Source organism: Paenibacillus harenae DSM 16969, assembly GCF_000422465.1.
Classification (GTDB): Bacteria; Bacillota; Bacilli; order Paenibacillales; family Paenibacillaceae; genus Pristimantibacillus; species Pristimantibacillus harenae.
The window spans coordinates 617,109-631,643 of the sequence record NZ_KE383843.1 but is presented as its reverse complement, the minus strand read 5'-3'; the positions used below and the strand labels follow the sequence as shown (position 1 = coordinate 631,643).

Here is a 14,535-nt window from a genome sequence, read left to right as displayed (position 1 = left end):
ATTGTGGAGGAATGCAGCCGTGGGGAAACAGAAGCAAGTAACGATCATTCAATATCCGAAATGCAGCACATGCCGGGCGGCCGTCAAATCGTTGCAAAGTAAAGGTTATGAAGTGATTTCGCGAGATATCGTAAACGATACGCCGACCGCGAAGGAGCTGAAGGAACTTGTCGCCAGAAGCGGCCTGGAGCTGAAGAAGTTTTTTAATACGTCGGGTGAAGTGTATAAGGAGCTGAACTTGAAGGACAAGCTGGCCGCGATGTCGGAGGACGAGAAGTATGCTCTTCTCGCGGCCCACGGCATGCTGATCAAGCGTCCGATCGTAACGGACGGCAGCAAAATCACGGTCGGCTACAAGGAAGAACAATACGAACAGGCATGGAATAATGGAAAAGGGTGATTGAGCGAATGTCGCAAACGAAATGGAGATCGGAACGGTTGTCTCTCCTGGGGTCCTCGATATTTGCCGAGGTAGCGGCATGGAAGCTGGAAGCGGCGGCCAGCGGGCTCGATATGATCGATCTTGGCATCGGAAGCCCGGACCAGCCGCCGACGCCCGCCGTCAGGCAGGCGCTCAGCGCGGCGGCGCTTCGGACGGACATGTACGCTTATCCGGCGACAAGAAGCGGCTTGCCCTTCCGTCAGCAGGCTGCGGAGTGGATGAAGCACCGCTTCGGCGCCCAATTGGACCCGGCCAAGGAGATCGTTACGCTGCTCGGCTCGCAGGACGGCCTTGCCCATTTGGCAATGGCGCTGTGCGATCCGGGCGATACGGCGCTGCTGCCGAACCCGGGATATCCGATCTATGCGGCCTCGCTCGCGCTTGCCGGCGTTGAATGCGTTCTTATGCCGCTGCGCGAGGAGAACGGGTTTATGCCGGATTTGGACGCCATTCCGGATGAGGATTGGGATCGGGCGACGTTCATTCTGCTCAACTATCCGAATAATCCGATCTCGGCGGTAGCGGATTTAGCTTTCTTCGAGCGTCTTCTGGATAAAGCTCGCCGCCACGGCGTTTTGGTCGTACATGATTTAGCCTATTCGGAAATGGGCTTCGACGGCTGCGAGCCGCCGAGCATTTTGCAAATTCCGGGAGCCGCCGAGCAGGCGGTCGAATTTCATTCGCTATCCAAAAGCTTCAACATGGCCGGCTGCCGGATCGGATTTTTAGCCGGAAACGAAAAAGTCGTCGGCGCATTGCGCGAGCTGAAAGCCAATATCGATTACGGCGTGTTTGACCCCGTGCAGGAGGCGGGTATCGCCGCCCTTCAGGAAGCGATGTCGAATTCTGAGCTGACGAAAGCAGGCAAGCTGTATGAGCGGCGAAGAGATGTCTTCGTCGAAGCGCTTAGGGCGGAAGGCTGGCAGGTTGCCGCCCCGAAGGCGACGATGTTCGTGTGGGCGCCGCTGCCTGCAATGTTATGGTCGCTGGACAGGCCGTGGGACTCGCGTCTAATTTCCCAGGAAATGCTGAAGGCGACCGGCGTCGTTGTTGTACCCGGGGAAGCTTTCGGCTCAGAAGGCGAAGGTTATGTCCGAATCGCTCTCGTTGAGAGCGAGGAAAGGCTGAAAGAAGCGGCAAGAAGAATTGGAAGTTTCATTCGCGGGAATAAATGATAGAATCAATAATATAAAAGTTGAAGGGATGAGACAATGAGCGAACAACGATTGCTGCTTGTAGACGGCATGGCCATTTTATTTCGAGCCTATTTCGCAACGTCATTCGGAGGCAGTGTCCGGAAGACGAGCGCAGGCGTGCCGGTAAATGCGGTGCACGGATTTGTCCGTTATTTCATGGACGCCATTAACACGTTTAATCCTACGCATGTCATTTGCTGCTGGGATATGGGAAGCACGACTTTCCGCACCGCGCAATATGACGGATACAAGGCGAACAGGCCGTCCGCGCCGGAAGATATGATTCCGCAGTTCGATCTGGTGAAGGAAGTCGTAGCCAGCTTCGATGTGCCGAACATCGGAATTGAGGGATTCGAGGCCGACGATTGTATCGGAACGCTGGCAGCAGCTTTTAAAGATCAGGCGGATATCATTGTCGTAACCGGCGACCATGATATGCTGCAGCTTGTCGATGAGCGAGTATCGGTGGCGATTATGAAGAAAGGCATCGGTAATTATATGGTGTACACGCCTGCCACTCTAATGGAAGAACGCCAATTAACTCCTGAGCAGATTATTGACATTAAAGGACTCATGGGCGATACGAGCGACAATTATCCCGGCGTAAAGGGGATTGGGGAGAAGACGGCGCATAAGCTCATTCAGGAGCATGGTTCGATCGACGGCTTGCTGGCGAATCTCGATGCCATATCCAAAACGATTCGCGCCAAAATCGAAGCCGATCTTGACATGCTCCATTTATCCCGCGATCTGGCAACGATTCGCCGTGACGCTCCCGTATCGGCTGAGCTGGAGCTGTGCTGCTGGGGCTATAAGCGCGACAATGTCCTGCAGAAATTTGAAGAGCTGGAGTTTAAGAGCTTAATTGCGTTGATCAGCTAATCGCCGAGTCAAATGAAAACCGCTTTGAACTTGCGCCTTGTTTTTGTGCAGGAGCAGAGTGGTTTTTTTTCTACGGCTGACCAATTAACGTACAAATTGTTTTAGCCTCTTGAAGGTACTTTGAAGGGTGTTTCTTCTGAAACGACGACATCGACACGCATTTCTGCGCCTTCGGAGACATCGGTGATCTGCGTTGCTTCCCCGCATAGCGCGTCAGATGGCTATATGGTGCTATTTTAGGACGTGAAAATCAAGGTTTGCGTGAACGGGGCATGATATACTGAAATTTGGGTAAAAATGCCGAAGCCATGCCGATTCGTAACCGCAAGTCGAAGGAAAGGAAGTATCAGAGATGAATGATGTGCAGGTAAAAGGTGACCAAGGGAACGGAACTTATATAAATCCGATTCTGGCAGGGGATTACGCAGATCCGACGATTGTAAGGGTCGGGAACGACTATTACATGACGCATTCCAGTTTTGAATTCGCTCCCGGGTTTCTGATCTGGCATTCAACCGACTTGGTGAATTGGGAGCCGATTGCGAAAGCGTTGACGGAATATGCAGGAAATATATGGGCGCCTGATTTGGTTTATTACGATGGCCAGTATTATATTTATGCTCCAATTGACGAAGAAATTATGGTTTTGACTGCAACTACTCCTGCAGGACCTTGGAGTCCTCCTAGAAAAGTGGGAATTCGAGGAATCGACCCCGGACATATTGCTGACGGGAACGGCAACCGATATTTGTTTTACGGTTCCGGCAATATGGTTGAACTTACGCCGGACGGCCTCTCGGTTAACGGTGTTCCCCGCAAGGTATACGAGGGATGGCGGTTTCCGGAAGAATGGGTGGTGGAAGGGAAGTTTATGGAGTCTCCCAAGCTCACTTATCGGAACGGTTATTTCTATCTCACCGTGGCGCAAGGAGGGTCATCCGGGCCCGCAACAAGTCATATGGTGGCGTCGGCCAGATCCAGGTTTCCTTGGGGACCGTACGAGGATTCGCCGTATAATCCGATTCTCCGTACGCAAGGCCGGAATGAGAAATGGTGCTCGAAAGGCCATGGTTCGATCGTCGATACGCAGGGCGGCGATTGGTGGATCGTCTACCACGCCTACGAGAAAGGATATTATACGCTCGGGAGACAGACGCTTCTGGAGCCTCTTGAATGGACCGAGGATGGATGGTTCCGTATCCCGGAAGGCGTTAGTTCCGATGAACCTATTCGAAAACCTGTCGGCCCAGCCGTTGCACATGGCATGGTGGATATCGAATTTCAGTCAGACTCGGGCGGTTTGGGCTATCCCTGGAGCTGGTACAAACCCAAAAGCGCGATCGATTACGCCGTCGATCGACGTGCCGTCACGATAAGCGCCGGTCTCCAGAGCGTTCCGCTTGTCTTTATGCCGGTGGATCATGCCTACGAGGCGCAGGTGGAAATCGAGTTTACGGGGGATGCTATAGGGCAGTTCTTGTTGTTCTATAATGAGTCGACCTACAGTGGGCTCGGACTCTCCGAAGACGGCCTGCACGGCATCATTCGAGGCTGGCGAACGCCTGCGAGACCATTGCCTTACCGGCATATATTCGTTCGGCTTATCAATATGGAGCATGAGGTCGTCTTCTATTACAGCCCAGACGGCACGGAGTGGACAAAATTCGAACATTCCTTCGAAACATCAGGGTGGCATCATAATGCGCTCGGGGGCTTTCTTGCTTTACGCATGGCTCTATGGGCGCAAGGCAGCGGGAAAGTAACGTTCAAAAACTTTGCGTATCGTTCAATGCATTGAATTGTTTGCCGAATATGAATCATATAGAAAATAAGCCGCACGATATATCGATCCGATCATCACTTAGAATAATATTTCTAACACAATGAGGACCGATAAATTGTAACGGAACGCTGGCACCAGCTATTAAAGATCAGGCGGATATCATTGTCGTAACCGGCGACCATATAGCTGCAGCTTGTCGATAGAGCTGAGTTTAAGAGCTTAATTGCGCTGATCAGCTAATCGCCGAGTCAAATAAAAACCACTTTGAACTTGCGCCCTTTTTTTTGCGCAGAGCAGAGTGGTTTTTTTCAATGTACCAAGCAGGGCTGCACCCCGGCAGCCCTGCGTTCATTTTTAATGCGATTATTTCGACTTTTGCTGTTGAACGGGCGATTTTCCTTGCTTTGCCGGATCGCTCGATTTTGTTGTCGTATGTTTCACGTCGCGGTTACGTTGGTTTTTATCAGTCAAAAGTAATTCTCCTTTCAAATGGCTTCGTTTATTGTTATTCGTCAATCGAACAAAAACTATAACTGTAAAAAAGAGTAAATCGTATTGACCTGTTCTCTTTAAAGAACTAAAATAAGGTTATCGTTTGTTATAAAGTCCAAAACATAGCTCAACTGTAATAGGAAATGTATGATCTGTATGATCTATTCTGGTCGAAGGAGAATTTTATGATTGGGGAACGAATAAAAACCTTACGTAAAAAAAAGGGCTTATCGATTACGAAGCTTGCGGACCTTGCAGGCGTTTCCAAATCTTATTTAAGCTATATTGAACGAAATATGCAAAATAACCCCTCTCTTCAAGTGATGGCAAAAATCGCGGCTCCTTTGGATTCTAACATTGAGTATTTGCTCGGCAAAGAAAATGTACCAAAAATGCACGAAGAAGAAATTTTGGATGAGGAATGGCATTCGCTCATTAAGAATGCGGTAGACGAAGGAATGAGCAAGGGCGACTTTCAAGCATTAAAGGACTTGATCCGCTCGAATATGTGGAAGGAAAGCAGGGCGGAAGCGGGTAACAGTATGACCGAGAAAAAGAAAACATCGAATATTATCATTCTTCATATCGATAACTAGCGGCAGAAAAACAGGAAATCCCATATTGACATGTTCTATATAAAGAACTATCATTAGATTATTGTTCTTTATAACAAACAAAGTTGGCAGGTGTGCAAATGGATGGAAAGCAATTGGAAAATTCTCAAACGGTACGAAATGAAAAGGAAAAAGTAAAGGAAATCAACATCAAAGCGCTTTATGCCGTCATTCGAAAGAAGCTCTGGTTGATTATGCTTATAACGTTGGCCTTCACCGTACTGGCAGGCCTGTACAATTCGAGGCCTGAAACGCCGGTTTATTCCGCATCCACGCGCATGATCGTTGTAGCGAACGCGGAAATGATGGGTACGCTTCGGATCATGTTCCGCGAACCGGTCGTTCTGGATCAGGTGATCGAAAGGCTGGAGCTGAACAGATCGGTTGGGCAGCTCAGAAGCCAGATCAGGGTGGACAGCGTGGAGGGATCCCTTGTTACCGTCGTGTCCGTCATTGATGGGGATCCCGGGCTTGCGGCAGAAATTGCGAACACCGTTGTGTCTGTCTACCGTCAGGTCGCCGCGGAGACGCTGGGCGTCAGCGGAGTCAAACTTCTGACGGAAGCGGCGGCGAATCCTGATTCCATCAATGTGAAGAGCAACACAGTGGTATATGCCGGATTCCTCGCGGGACTTGTTCTGAGTATAGGCTTGATTTTCTTTCTCGATTCCCTTAATGATTCGATCCGGTCGGAGCGGGAGATTGAGGAGCTTCTCGGCTTAACGATGCTCGGCCAAGTGTCCCGTATGAAGAAAAGAGATTATGCCAGAAAATCGAAGAAACAAAAAAGCGTCATAGCGCGGGGTGAAACCATTGGTTCGTGAGCGGAAAATTGCGGCAAAATCATTCGTCAATAGAAGTCTGCTGTCCTATGTGAATCCGCATGGATCGGTTGCCGAGCAATTCCGGACCATCCGGAACAATATTCAATACGCCTCCAAAGGCCGGAAGATACGTTCCCTGCTGGTAACCTCTCCGAACGAGGGAGAGGGGAAATCGACGGCAACGGTCAATCTGGCTGTATGTACGGCACAACGCGGCGACCGGGTGCTGATGATAGACGCCAACTTTAGAAACCCGATCCTGCATCAGATCTTCGGCGTACAAACCTCTCCGGGCCTGTCGAATGTGCTGGGGCAGCAGCTCGATGTCCGCGAAGCCATTTATAATACGGAGGTCGAGAGTCTTGACATCCTGCCGAGCGGACAACGTTTTTTTAATACGACCGAGCTGCTGGATTCGCAGATTATGGCTGACGTCATGGAGTACGCGGTCTCCCATTACGATATGGTGCTGCTCGATTGTCCTCCGGTGCTCGGCACTCCGGATACGAATGCGCTTGTTAATAAATGCGACGGCGTTATTCTGCTGCTGAAGAGCGGGAAGACGCAGGAAGGGCAGGCGAAGGAAGCCAAACGTTCGCTGCTGTTTGCAAAAGCAAATATTCTTGGCGTTATATTGAACAAGAAAAGCGTTTGATGATTTTTATCGGATAGCGCTTTTTTTTCGGATAGTTGTTCTTAATAAAGCACAACTTTCTTGCAAAAGGAATACGAACCGGTAATGTCTCCTCACCGCTATCAACGGAGGCACTCGGCCATGCTGTGGGTTTATGGAAACCTTAGACGCAAGTCGTCAAGAGTGTGGCGTGAGGATGGGTTAGATGCCCCAGGCTCAGCATTAGAGTTTTTAACTAAGAGGTTTTGTTATAAGACCTGTTAGTTAAACCCTCTAGTGAGGGTGCCGTTTTAATTCTGCACGCTGTAGACGTATATATTGGAAAGGGTGAACATTCTTTGACATATCGGCAAAGGTTATCGTTATTGATTTTAATGGATTCGATTATCGTACTGACGGCTATTTTCTTCAGCCGGTTTTTGCTGGAAGCTTCGCTTGACGTCGTAACGTTTCCGATTGTGATCAGTTCCATTACGCTGCTTTTAAGCCATCATTTCGTTTCTTTCTATTTCAAGCTGTATAAGAAGGCCTGGGAATATGCGAGCGTCGGCGAGCTGCTGATCATTACGAGGTCCGTCACACTTTCGATCGTAACGGCGGCGCTTATCCAACAAATCATCGTTCAAGACGTCTATTTCAGACTGCTTGCCGTTACATGGATGATCCATATGCTGCTGATCGGCGGGTCCCGATTATCGTGGAGAATTTTGCGGGGGCATTATCATAAATACGAGGGACAGCGGAAACGGACGCTTATCGTCGGCGCGGGATCTGCAGGCACGATGCTTGCCAGGCAGCTGTTGAGCAACAGCGATCCGGAGCTGCTGCCGGTTGCTTTCGTTGACGATGACGCTAATAAGCACAAGCTTGACATTATGGGCATTCCGGTCGCAGGGGGAGTGAAACGAATCGTCGATATCGCGAAAAATTATAATGTCAATAATATCGTGATTGCGATTCCGTCTTTAAATAAAAAACAGCTGAATACGATATTTACGGAATGCGCGAGGACAAAAGCGAAAACGCAAATTATTCCGATGCTCGAGGACCTTGCTACGGGAAAAGTATCCGTCAACCAGTTCCGTGACGTGCAGGTGGAGGATTTGCTCGGCCGCGAGCCGGTGGAGCTCGACATCGACAGCATATCCGGCTATGTGACGCAGAAGGTCGTTATGGTAACAGGGGCGGGCGGGTCGATCGGCTCGGAGGTGTGCCGGCAGATTTCGAAGTTTTTGCCGGATAAGCTGATCCTGCTCGGACATGGGGAGAACAGCATCTATTCCATCGAGATGGAGCTGAAAGAGCTGTACGGCCATACCAATATTCAATTTATAACCGAAATCGCCGATCTTCAGGACGCAGTCAAAATGCAGCAGGTCATGCAGTCTCACCGACCGCAGGTCGTCTATCATGCCGCGGCCCATAAACACGTGCCTTTGATGGAACGGAATCCGGAGGAGGCCTTCAAGAACAACGTGCTCGGCACCTTGAACGCGGCAAAGGCGGCGAGCATGAGCCGCGTCGAAACCTTTGTCATGATTTCAACGGATAAAGCGGTTAATCCGACAAGCGTCATGGGGGCTACGAAGCGGATAGCCGAAATGATCATTCAGCATATGGACCGGGTTAGTCAGACAAAGTTTGTGGCGGTGCGATTCGGAAACGTGCTGGGCAGCCGCGGAAGCGTTATTCCGCTCTTCAAGAAGCAGATCGAGAAAGGCGGACCCGTAACGGTAACCCACCCCGATATGGTCCGGTATTTTATGACCATTCCGGAAGCGTCTCGACTCGTTATTCAAGCCGGAGCGCTTGCCAAGGGCGGCGAGATCTTCGTGCTGGATATGGGCGATCCTGTGAAAATAACCGATCTTGCGCAAAACGTGATCCGCATGTCGGGTTATACGGTAGAAGAGATCGGCATCCAATATACCGGGATCCGGCCTGGCGAGAAGCTTTTTGAAGAAATGCTCAAGGACAATGAAATCAATGAACAGCAGGTCTACCCAAAAATCTACATCGGAAAGTCGATGGAGGTCTATTTTGAGGAGATCGAAGAAATCATTCAGGAGTTCAGCGGCATGAACAAGGCGGAATTGCGCATTCGTCTGCTTGATCTTGCAAATAATGTTGTTGTTTTACCGGGATATGTGTCGGTTACTGGATAACAAACGTAAAGGAGCGGTTGAAGCCGATGAAAGTAAGAAAAGCGATTATCCCGGCAGCGGGCCTGGGGACCAGGTTTCTGCCTGCAACGAAAGCAATGCCGAAAGAAATGCTGCCGATCGTCGATAAGCCTACCATTCAATATATCGTCGAGGAGGCGATTGCGTCGGGGATCGAAGATATCATTATCGTAACCGGCAAAAATAAAAGGGCGATTGAGGACCATTTCGACAATTCGATTGAATTGGAGCAAATTTTGACGGCGAAGCATAAATTCGATTTGTTAAGCGAAGTGCGGAAATCCTCGGATATGGTCGATATCCACTATATTCGCCAGAAGGAGCCGAGAGGCCTTGGCCATGCGATCTGGTGCGCGCGGAAATTTATCGGAGACGAACCGTTTGCGGTGCTGCTGGGGGATGATATCATCACGGCGGATAAGCCATGCATGAAGCAAATGATCGAGAAATACGAGCAATACCGTACGTCGGTTATCGGCGTGCAGCGCGTCGCGGATGAGGCGGTGTCGCGCTACGGGATCGTCGACGGTACGAGAATGGAAGAGGGGTTCCATCGTGTCCGACATCTTGTCGAGAAGCCGGCAAGGGAAGAAGCGCCGTCGAACATGGCTATAATGGGAAGATACATACTGAATCCGTCGATATTCGACGTACTGGCCAATCAGCAGCCGGGCGCAGGCGGCGAAATTCAGCTGACGGATGCCATCGCGGCCTTAAATCGTTCCGAAGCCGTGTACGCCTATGAATTTGAAGGCAAGCGGTATGATGTCGGTGAGAAGATGGGCTTTATCCAAACGACAATAGAGTTCGCGCTGCAGCGGGACGATTTGAGGTATGAGCTGTTAGACTACCTGTCGCAAATGCTGGATCGGGAAGCAGCACGCAAATAAGCTGGTATAGGATGGTTATCCATGGCGAATAAAATATTGTTTTGCGCAACCGTTGATTATCATTTCAAGGCGTTCCACCTGCCGATGATGGAATGGTTTAAACAGCAAGGATGGGAGGTTCATGTCGCCGCGAAGGGGGATATGGACCTCCCTTTCGTTGACAGGAAATATAATCTGCCGCTCGCACGGTCCCCGTTTCGCCTAATGAACGTGAAGGCGTATCGCGAGCTCAAATCCATCGTCAATGAACAGAGCTACAAGATCATTCATTGCCATACCCCTATGGGGGGCGTGCTGGCCCGCCTGGCTGCGCAAGGTACGAGACGGAGGGGGACAAAAGTCATCTATACGGCTCACGGCTTCCACTTTTGCAAAGGGGCGCCGCTGCTGAACTGGGCGCTGTATTATCCCATTGAGAAGAGGCTTTCGCGATATACCGATTGCCTGATCACGATTAACAGCGAAGATTATAACCTTGCGGTATCGAGAAATTTCAAGGCACGCAGAATCGAACAGGTGCACGGCGTTGGCGTGAATACCGCGCAATTCAAGCCGATGCCGAAGATCGAGAGATGGCGCTTTCGGCAGGAGCTCGACTTCCGGACCGACGATTTCCTGATGTTCTATGCGGCTGAGTTTAATAAAAACAAAAATCATCAGCTCCTCATCCGTGCGGTCGCCGCCATCAAGGACCAGGTGCCGCATACCAGACTGCTGCTAGCCGGGCAGGGCCCCCTCTTGGAGTCATGCCGCGAGCTGGCCGCCCGGCTTGGAGTGGAGAACATGATCCGCTTCCTTGGTTACCGTCGGGATATCGACCGGCTGCTGCCGATCTGCGACGTCGCGGTCGCATCCAGTCTTCGCGAGGGGCTGCCCGTTAACCTTATGGAGGCGATGGCTTGCGGCCTTCCGATCGTCGCTGTCCGGAACAGAGGGCACGCCGAGCTTGTCGAGGACGGCGAGAATGGCTTTATCGTTGAGCCGCAAGATATGCAGACATTCGCCGCCAGACTGAAGCAGCTAAGCGTGTCGATCGAGCTGAGACGCCGCCTCGGAAGCAGAAGCCTGCAGAGCGTGCAGAAGTACGGGTTGAATCAGGTGAAGCAGGAATTGAGCGGAATCTATAAGCCGATTATGGAGCAGTCGCAAGAAGGATTGGAGAGATTTGAGTGGGCGGTCCAATAATTCTTTTTCAACAGAGGTGCTAAATGAAAACATTGACTGTATTTACGCCCGCGTTTAACCGTGCGTATTGTTTGCATCAATTATATGAAAGTTTGCAGCGTCAAACGTCTAAGGATTTCGAGTGGCTCATTGTCGATGATGGTTCAACGGATAATACTGAATCGTTAGTAAACTCATGGATAAGAGATAATTTAGTGCCTATACGCTACTATCGGCAGCAGAACCAAGGAATGCATGGCGCTCATAATACGGCTTATGAGCATATAGAGACGGAGTTGAACGTATGTATCGATTCCGACGACTATATGACCGATAACGCGGTTGAGCTTATCGTGTCATTCTGGAAAAAGCATCGCAGCGACAAGGTTTGCGGTTTCATTGGCCTTGATGCCTATACGAACGGTCAAATTATCGGAACGGAATTACCAAAGCATATGAAGAGCTCGACGCTATATGATCTATATTATAAGCATGGAGTGAAGGGAGATAAAAAACTTATTTACCGAACCGAACTTGTGAAAGATAATCCTTACCCTCTTTTTGAAAGCGAGAATTATGTAGGACTGAACTGGAAGTACTTGCTGCTTGATCAGAAATATGAACTGCTGATTATGCACGAGATTCTATGTATTGTAGAATATCTGCCTGACGGCTCCACTAAAAACATGCTGAAGCAATACCGCAGAAATCCGAAAGGATTTGCGTTCTATCGCAAGGAGCTTATGAAGTTACCTTTCGGAAGTTTGGCTTTCCGATACCGGCAAGCGGTTCATTACGTATCCAGCAGCATCATTTCCAGAAATAAAAACTGGTTGAATGAGGTCCCCTTCAAGTGGCTCACGATATTGGCCATTCCGCTCGGCTTGATGTTGTATGGCTATATTTCGATAAAAACAAAAGGGGTAATCCCTCAAAAAGGAACAACAAATGACTATCCTATGGCTTAGCTTATTAGTCGTTTTTCTCTGCGCTATTTTTGCGAGGTATTTTTCTGTCTCTACTAGTGCCGGCTTGACATCCATTCAACCGAACAAAGTTTTGGCTGCTGGAGCGGCGTTGACACTTGTGCTTGTAGCAGGCTTAAGAAATAATATTGGCGATACCGTCTTCTATATACATTCCTATCGGGTTGATGATTTTAGTTGGGGATCCATTATTCAGAAGAAGGATATCGGCTTCGGTTTACTGCAAATGCTGTTGAAACAAATCTCAAACGACCCTCAAATCTTGTTGTTTGTCACAGCAATGATAACGAATCTATTAATAGTTGCAGTGTTATATAAGTATTCAAGGCAACTTGACTTAAGCCTCTATATTTATATAACCTCTGGAGCTTTTATCGTTTCGATGAACGGCGTCAGACAGTTTCTAGCAGCGGCGATGGTATTTGCGGTAACCAAATCTCTATTTGATGGCAAATGGAAGACCTACATGTTGGTTGTGCTCTTTGCATCCTTTATCCATCAGAGCGCTCTGATCATGATTCCTTTGTATTTCATTGTTCGGCGCAAGGCATGGACTGGCGTTACATTCCTTTTTTTATTTCTTGCTATTTTGGTAGTCATGGGATTTCAGCAATTTTCGGAGCTTCTATTTAGCGCGCTCAAAGATACGCAGTATGGCGACTATGCGAGCTTCGAGGAAGGCGGAGCAAGCGTGCTACGGGTCATTGTGCTCGGTCTACCGCTCATTATCGCTTTTCTGGGTAGAGAAAAGCTTCGGCTAATCTTTCCGAAAAGCGATATTATTGTAAATCTTACTATTGTCGGCTTTGCGCTTATGGTTATTTCTACGCAGAACTGGATTTTCGCAAGGATGAATATTTATTTCAGTCTATATCAATTGATCCTTATAGGCTGGCTTGTTAAGGTTTTTCGTCCGAAGGACCAAAAGTTTATTTATTTGGCAATCCTCGTATTTTATTTTCTTTATTTCTATTTCGAGAATGAGATGATATTGGGCCTTCGATATACAAGCGATTATTTAGTATGGCCATTTTAAAGGAGGCAGATGAGTGGAGACAGAGGAAAAAATTCCACGTATTTTGCATTATTGCTGGTTTGGGCGAGGAGAGAAATCAAGGAAGATGATCAAGTGCATGAACAGCTGGAAGATGCGCATAGGCGATTATCAATGGATCGAGTGGAACGAAGATAACTTCGATCTTTCGGCGAACCGTTATGTGAAGGAAGCCTATGAGGCCAAAAAGTATGCTTTTGTCAGCGATTATGTGCGCTTGCATGCTCTTTATCATTATGGAGGCGTATATTTGGATACGGATGTCGAGGTTATTAAGCCGCTTGATCCGTTTCTTAAACATGAAGCATTCTCGGGCTTTGAGGATGAGACGTATCTTCAATCAGGAACCATGGGGGCAGCCAAAGGACATCCATGGATGAAAGAGCTGCTGGAGAACTACGACAGCAGAAGCTTTCGAAGGGGAGAGGGGGATTATGATCTTACAACGAATACAACCGTCATTACCGAACTCTGCGGAAAGCATGGTTTGAAGCTCAATGGCGAATATCAGGTGCTGAGCAACGGTGTTACCTTTTATCCGAGAACGTACTTCAGTCCCTACGATTATATTAACGGCGGGAATTATATTAATGAGGATAGCTATACCATTCATCACTTTGCAAAATCTTGGCTGCCTGCAAGTGTGAGGCTTAAAAGTGTAATAAAAAGATACGCAAGCAGAATCGTCGGACCGCGGATGATTTCAAAAATGAGAAAACTGCTCTCTTAACGTAAACCTAAGCGGATATTGGATACACAGGAGCCTATATTGATGACGAAACGGCTATTTGATCTTATTATTTCTTGTATGATGCTTATCATTTTATCGCCTGTAATTGCGATTACAGCTTTACTAGTCAGGCTGAAGCTGGGCACGCCAATAGTTTTTAAGCAGAAGCGGCCGGGGCTTCACGGACGTCCTTTTTTTGTGTATAAATTTCGGACAATGACCGACGAGAGGGATGAGAACGGACAACTGCTGCCGGATCATTTCAGATTAACGTCGTTTGGAAGCTTCTTGCGCAGATTCAGCTTGGATGAACTTCTGCAGCTCTTGAATGTGGTGAGAGGTGAGCTTAGCTTAGTCGGGCCGAGACCTTTGCTCATGGAATACTTACCGCTATACACGGAGGAGCAGTCGAAACGGCATGAGGTAAGACCGGGTATTACCGGCTGGGCACAAATCCATGGCCGCAATGTTACATCATGGGAGGAACGCTTCAAGCGGGATGTATGGTACGTAGAAAACCAAAACATGCTGCTGGATTTAAAAATATTGCTGCTTACGGTTATGAAAGTTATCCGGTCAGAAGGTGTGAGCAGTGAAGGCTATGTGACGATGCCGGTATTTCAAGGAAATACAACGAATCAGGATGTCTGAGGCCATCTCG

General features: G+C 48.8%; 15 protein-coding genes. All 15 read left to right on the top strand.

The genetic code is table 11. The features are described from left to right. The first annotated feature begins 19 nt into the window (after positions 1–19). Positions 20–400: an arsenate reductase family protein gene (locus H581_RS0122345; RefSeq protein WP_028611952.1), complete on the top strand. Its 381-nt coding sequence runs from the start codon at positions 20–22 to the stop codon at positions 398–400. An 8-nt stretch (positions 401–408) separates the two neighbouring features. Further along, positions 409–1,617: an aminotransferase class I/II-fold pyridoxal phosphate-dependent enzyme gene (locus H581_RS0122340; protein ID WP_028611951.1), complete on the top strand. Its 1,209-nt coding sequence runs from the start codon at positions 409–411 to the stop codon at positions 1,615–1,617. Positions 1,618–1,653: 36 nt separating this feature from the next. After that, positions 1,654–2,520, top strand: coding sequence for a 5'-3' exonuclease (locus H581_RS0122335; RefSeq protein ID WP_028611950.1), 867 nt, complete (start codon positions 1,654–1,656; stop codon positions 2,518–2,520). Positions 2,521–2,872: 352 nt separating this feature from the next. Further along, entirely contained in the window at positions 2,873–4,318 is a 1,446-nt protein-coding gene (locus H581_RS0122330; RefSeq protein ID WP_028611949.1) for a family 43 glycosylhydrolase, read from the top strand. 296 nt (positions 4,319–4,614) lie between these two features. Further along, positions 4,615–4,836: a hypothetical protein gene (locus H581_RS38045; protein WP_156889664.1), complete on the top strand. Its 222-nt coding sequence runs from the start codon at positions 4,615–4,617 to the stop codon at positions 4,834–4,836. Between the two features lie 144 nt (positions 4,837–4,980). Further along, on the top strand, positions 4,981–5,391 hold the full coding sequence (locus H581_RS35030) for a helix-turn-helix domain-containing protein (protein WP_084134722.1): 411 nt from the start codon (positions 4,981–4,983) through the stop codon (positions 5,389–5,391). A gap of 98 nt (positions 5,392–5,489) precedes the next feature. Further along, on the top strand, positions 5,490–6,233 hold the full coding sequence (locus tag H581_RS0122315) for a YveK family protein (protein WP_051251220.1): 744 nt from the start codon (positions 5,490–5,492) through the stop codon (positions 6,231–6,233). Then, on the top strand, positions 6,223–6,888 hold the full coding sequence (locus tag H581_RS0122310) for a CpsD/CapB family tyrosine-protein kinase (RefSeq protein WP_051251217.1): 666 nt from the start codon (positions 6,223–6,225) through the stop codon (positions 6,886–6,888). Before H581_RS0122315 ends, H581_RS0122310 begins: the two co-directional genes overlap by 11 nt. A gap of 317 nt (positions 6,889–7,205) precedes the next feature. Next, on the top strand, positions 7,206–9,032 hold the full coding sequence (locus H581_RS0122305) for a polysaccharide biosynthesis protein (RefSeq protein ID WP_028611946.1): 1,827 nt from the start codon (positions 7,206–7,208) through the stop codon (positions 9,030–9,032). Between the two features lie 26 nt (positions 9,033–9,058). Continuing rightward, positions 9,059–9,940, top strand: coding sequence for a UTP--glucose-1-phosphate uridylyltransferase GalU (gene galU / locus H581_RS0122300; protein WP_028611945.1), 882 nt, complete (start codon positions 9,059–9,061; stop codon positions 9,938–9,940). A gap of 21 nt (positions 9,941–9,961) precedes the next feature. Next, positions 9,962–11,125, top strand: a complete 1,164-nt coding sequence (locus H581_RS0122295) for a glycosyltransferase family 4 protein (protein WP_028611944.1) — start codon at positions 9,962–9,964, stop codon at positions 11,123–11,125. 23 nt (positions 11,126–11,148) lie between these two features. After that, positions 11,149–12,072: a glycosyltransferase family 2 protein gene (locus tag H581_RS35025; protein WP_051251215.1), complete on the top strand. Its 924-nt coding sequence runs from the start codon at positions 11,149–11,151 to the stop codon at positions 12,070–12,072. After that, the gene (locus H581_RS0122285) at positions 12,053–13,126 is read left to right on the top strand and encodes an EpsG family protein (RefSeq protein WP_028611943.1); all 1,074 of its coding nucleotides are present in this window, start codon (positions 12,053–12,055) and stop codon (positions 13,124–13,126) included. The genes H581_RS35025 and H581_RS0122285 overlap by 20 nt, the downstream gene beginning before the upstream one ends. 13 nt (positions 13,127–13,139) lie before the next feature. After that, a complete protein-coding gene (locus tag H581_RS0122280; protein WP_028611942.1) occupies positions 13,140–13,874 on the top strand; it encodes a glycosyltransferase in 735 nt (244 codons plus the stop codon). 42 nt (positions 13,875–13,916) lie between these two features. Continuing rightward, positions 13,917–14,525 carry a sugar transferase gene (locus H581_RS0122275; protein ID WP_036719590.1) on the top strand — a complete coding sequence of 203 codons (609 nt, stop codon included), beginning with the start codon at positions 13,917–13,919 and terminating at the stop codon, positions 14,523–14,525. Positions 14,526–14,535 lie beyond the last annotated feature (10 nt).

What these genes read in the sequence shown, in the direction of transcription:
- H581_RS0122340 (WP_028611951.1), top strand. Translation starts at nt 409, where the DNA reads ATGTCGCAAACGAAATGGAGATCGGAACGGTTGTCTCTCCTGGGGTCC.
- H581_RS0122335 (WP_028611950.1), top strand. Translation starts at nt 1,654, where the DNA reads ATGAGCGAACAACGATTGCTGCTTGTAGACGGCATGGCCATTTTATTT.
- H581_RS0122330 (WP_028611949.1), top strand. Translation starts at nt 2,873, where the DNA reads ATGAATGATGTGCAGGTAAAAGGTGACCAAGGGAACGGAACTTATATA.
- H581_RS38045 (WP_156889664.1), top strand. Translation starts at nt 4,615, where the DNA reads ATGTACCAAGCAGGGCTGCACCCCGGCAGCCCTGCGTTCATTTTTAAT.
- H581_RS35030 (WP_084134722.1), top strand. Translation starts at nt 4,981, where the DNA reads ATGATTGGGGAACGAATAAAAACCTTACGTAAAAAAAAGGGCTTATCG.
- H581_RS0122315 (WP_051251220.1), top strand. Translation starts at nt 5,490, where the DNA reads ATGGATGGAAAGCAATTGGAAAATTCTCAAACGGTACGAAATGAAAAG.
- galU (WP_028611945.1), top strand. Translation starts at nt 9,059, where the DNA reads ATGAAAGTAAGAAAAGCGATTATCCCGGCAGCGGGCCTGGGGACCAGG.
- H581_RS0122295 (WP_028611944.1), top strand. Translation starts at nt 9,962, where the DNA reads ATGGCGAATAAAATATTGTTTTGCGCAACCGTTGATTATCATTTCAAG.
- H581_RS35025 (WP_051251215.1), top strand. Translation starts at nt 11,149, where the DNA reads ATGAAAACATTGACTGTATTTACGCCCGCGTTTAACCGTGCGTATTGT.
- H581_RS0122285 (WP_028611943.1), top strand. Translation starts at nt 12,053, where the DNA reads ATGACTATCCTATGGCTTAGCTTATTAGTCGTTTTTCTCTGCGCTATT.
- H581_RS0122275 (WP_036719590.1), top strand. Translation starts at nt 13,917, where the DNA reads ATGACGAAACGGCTATTTGATCTTATTATTTCTTGTATGATGCTTATC.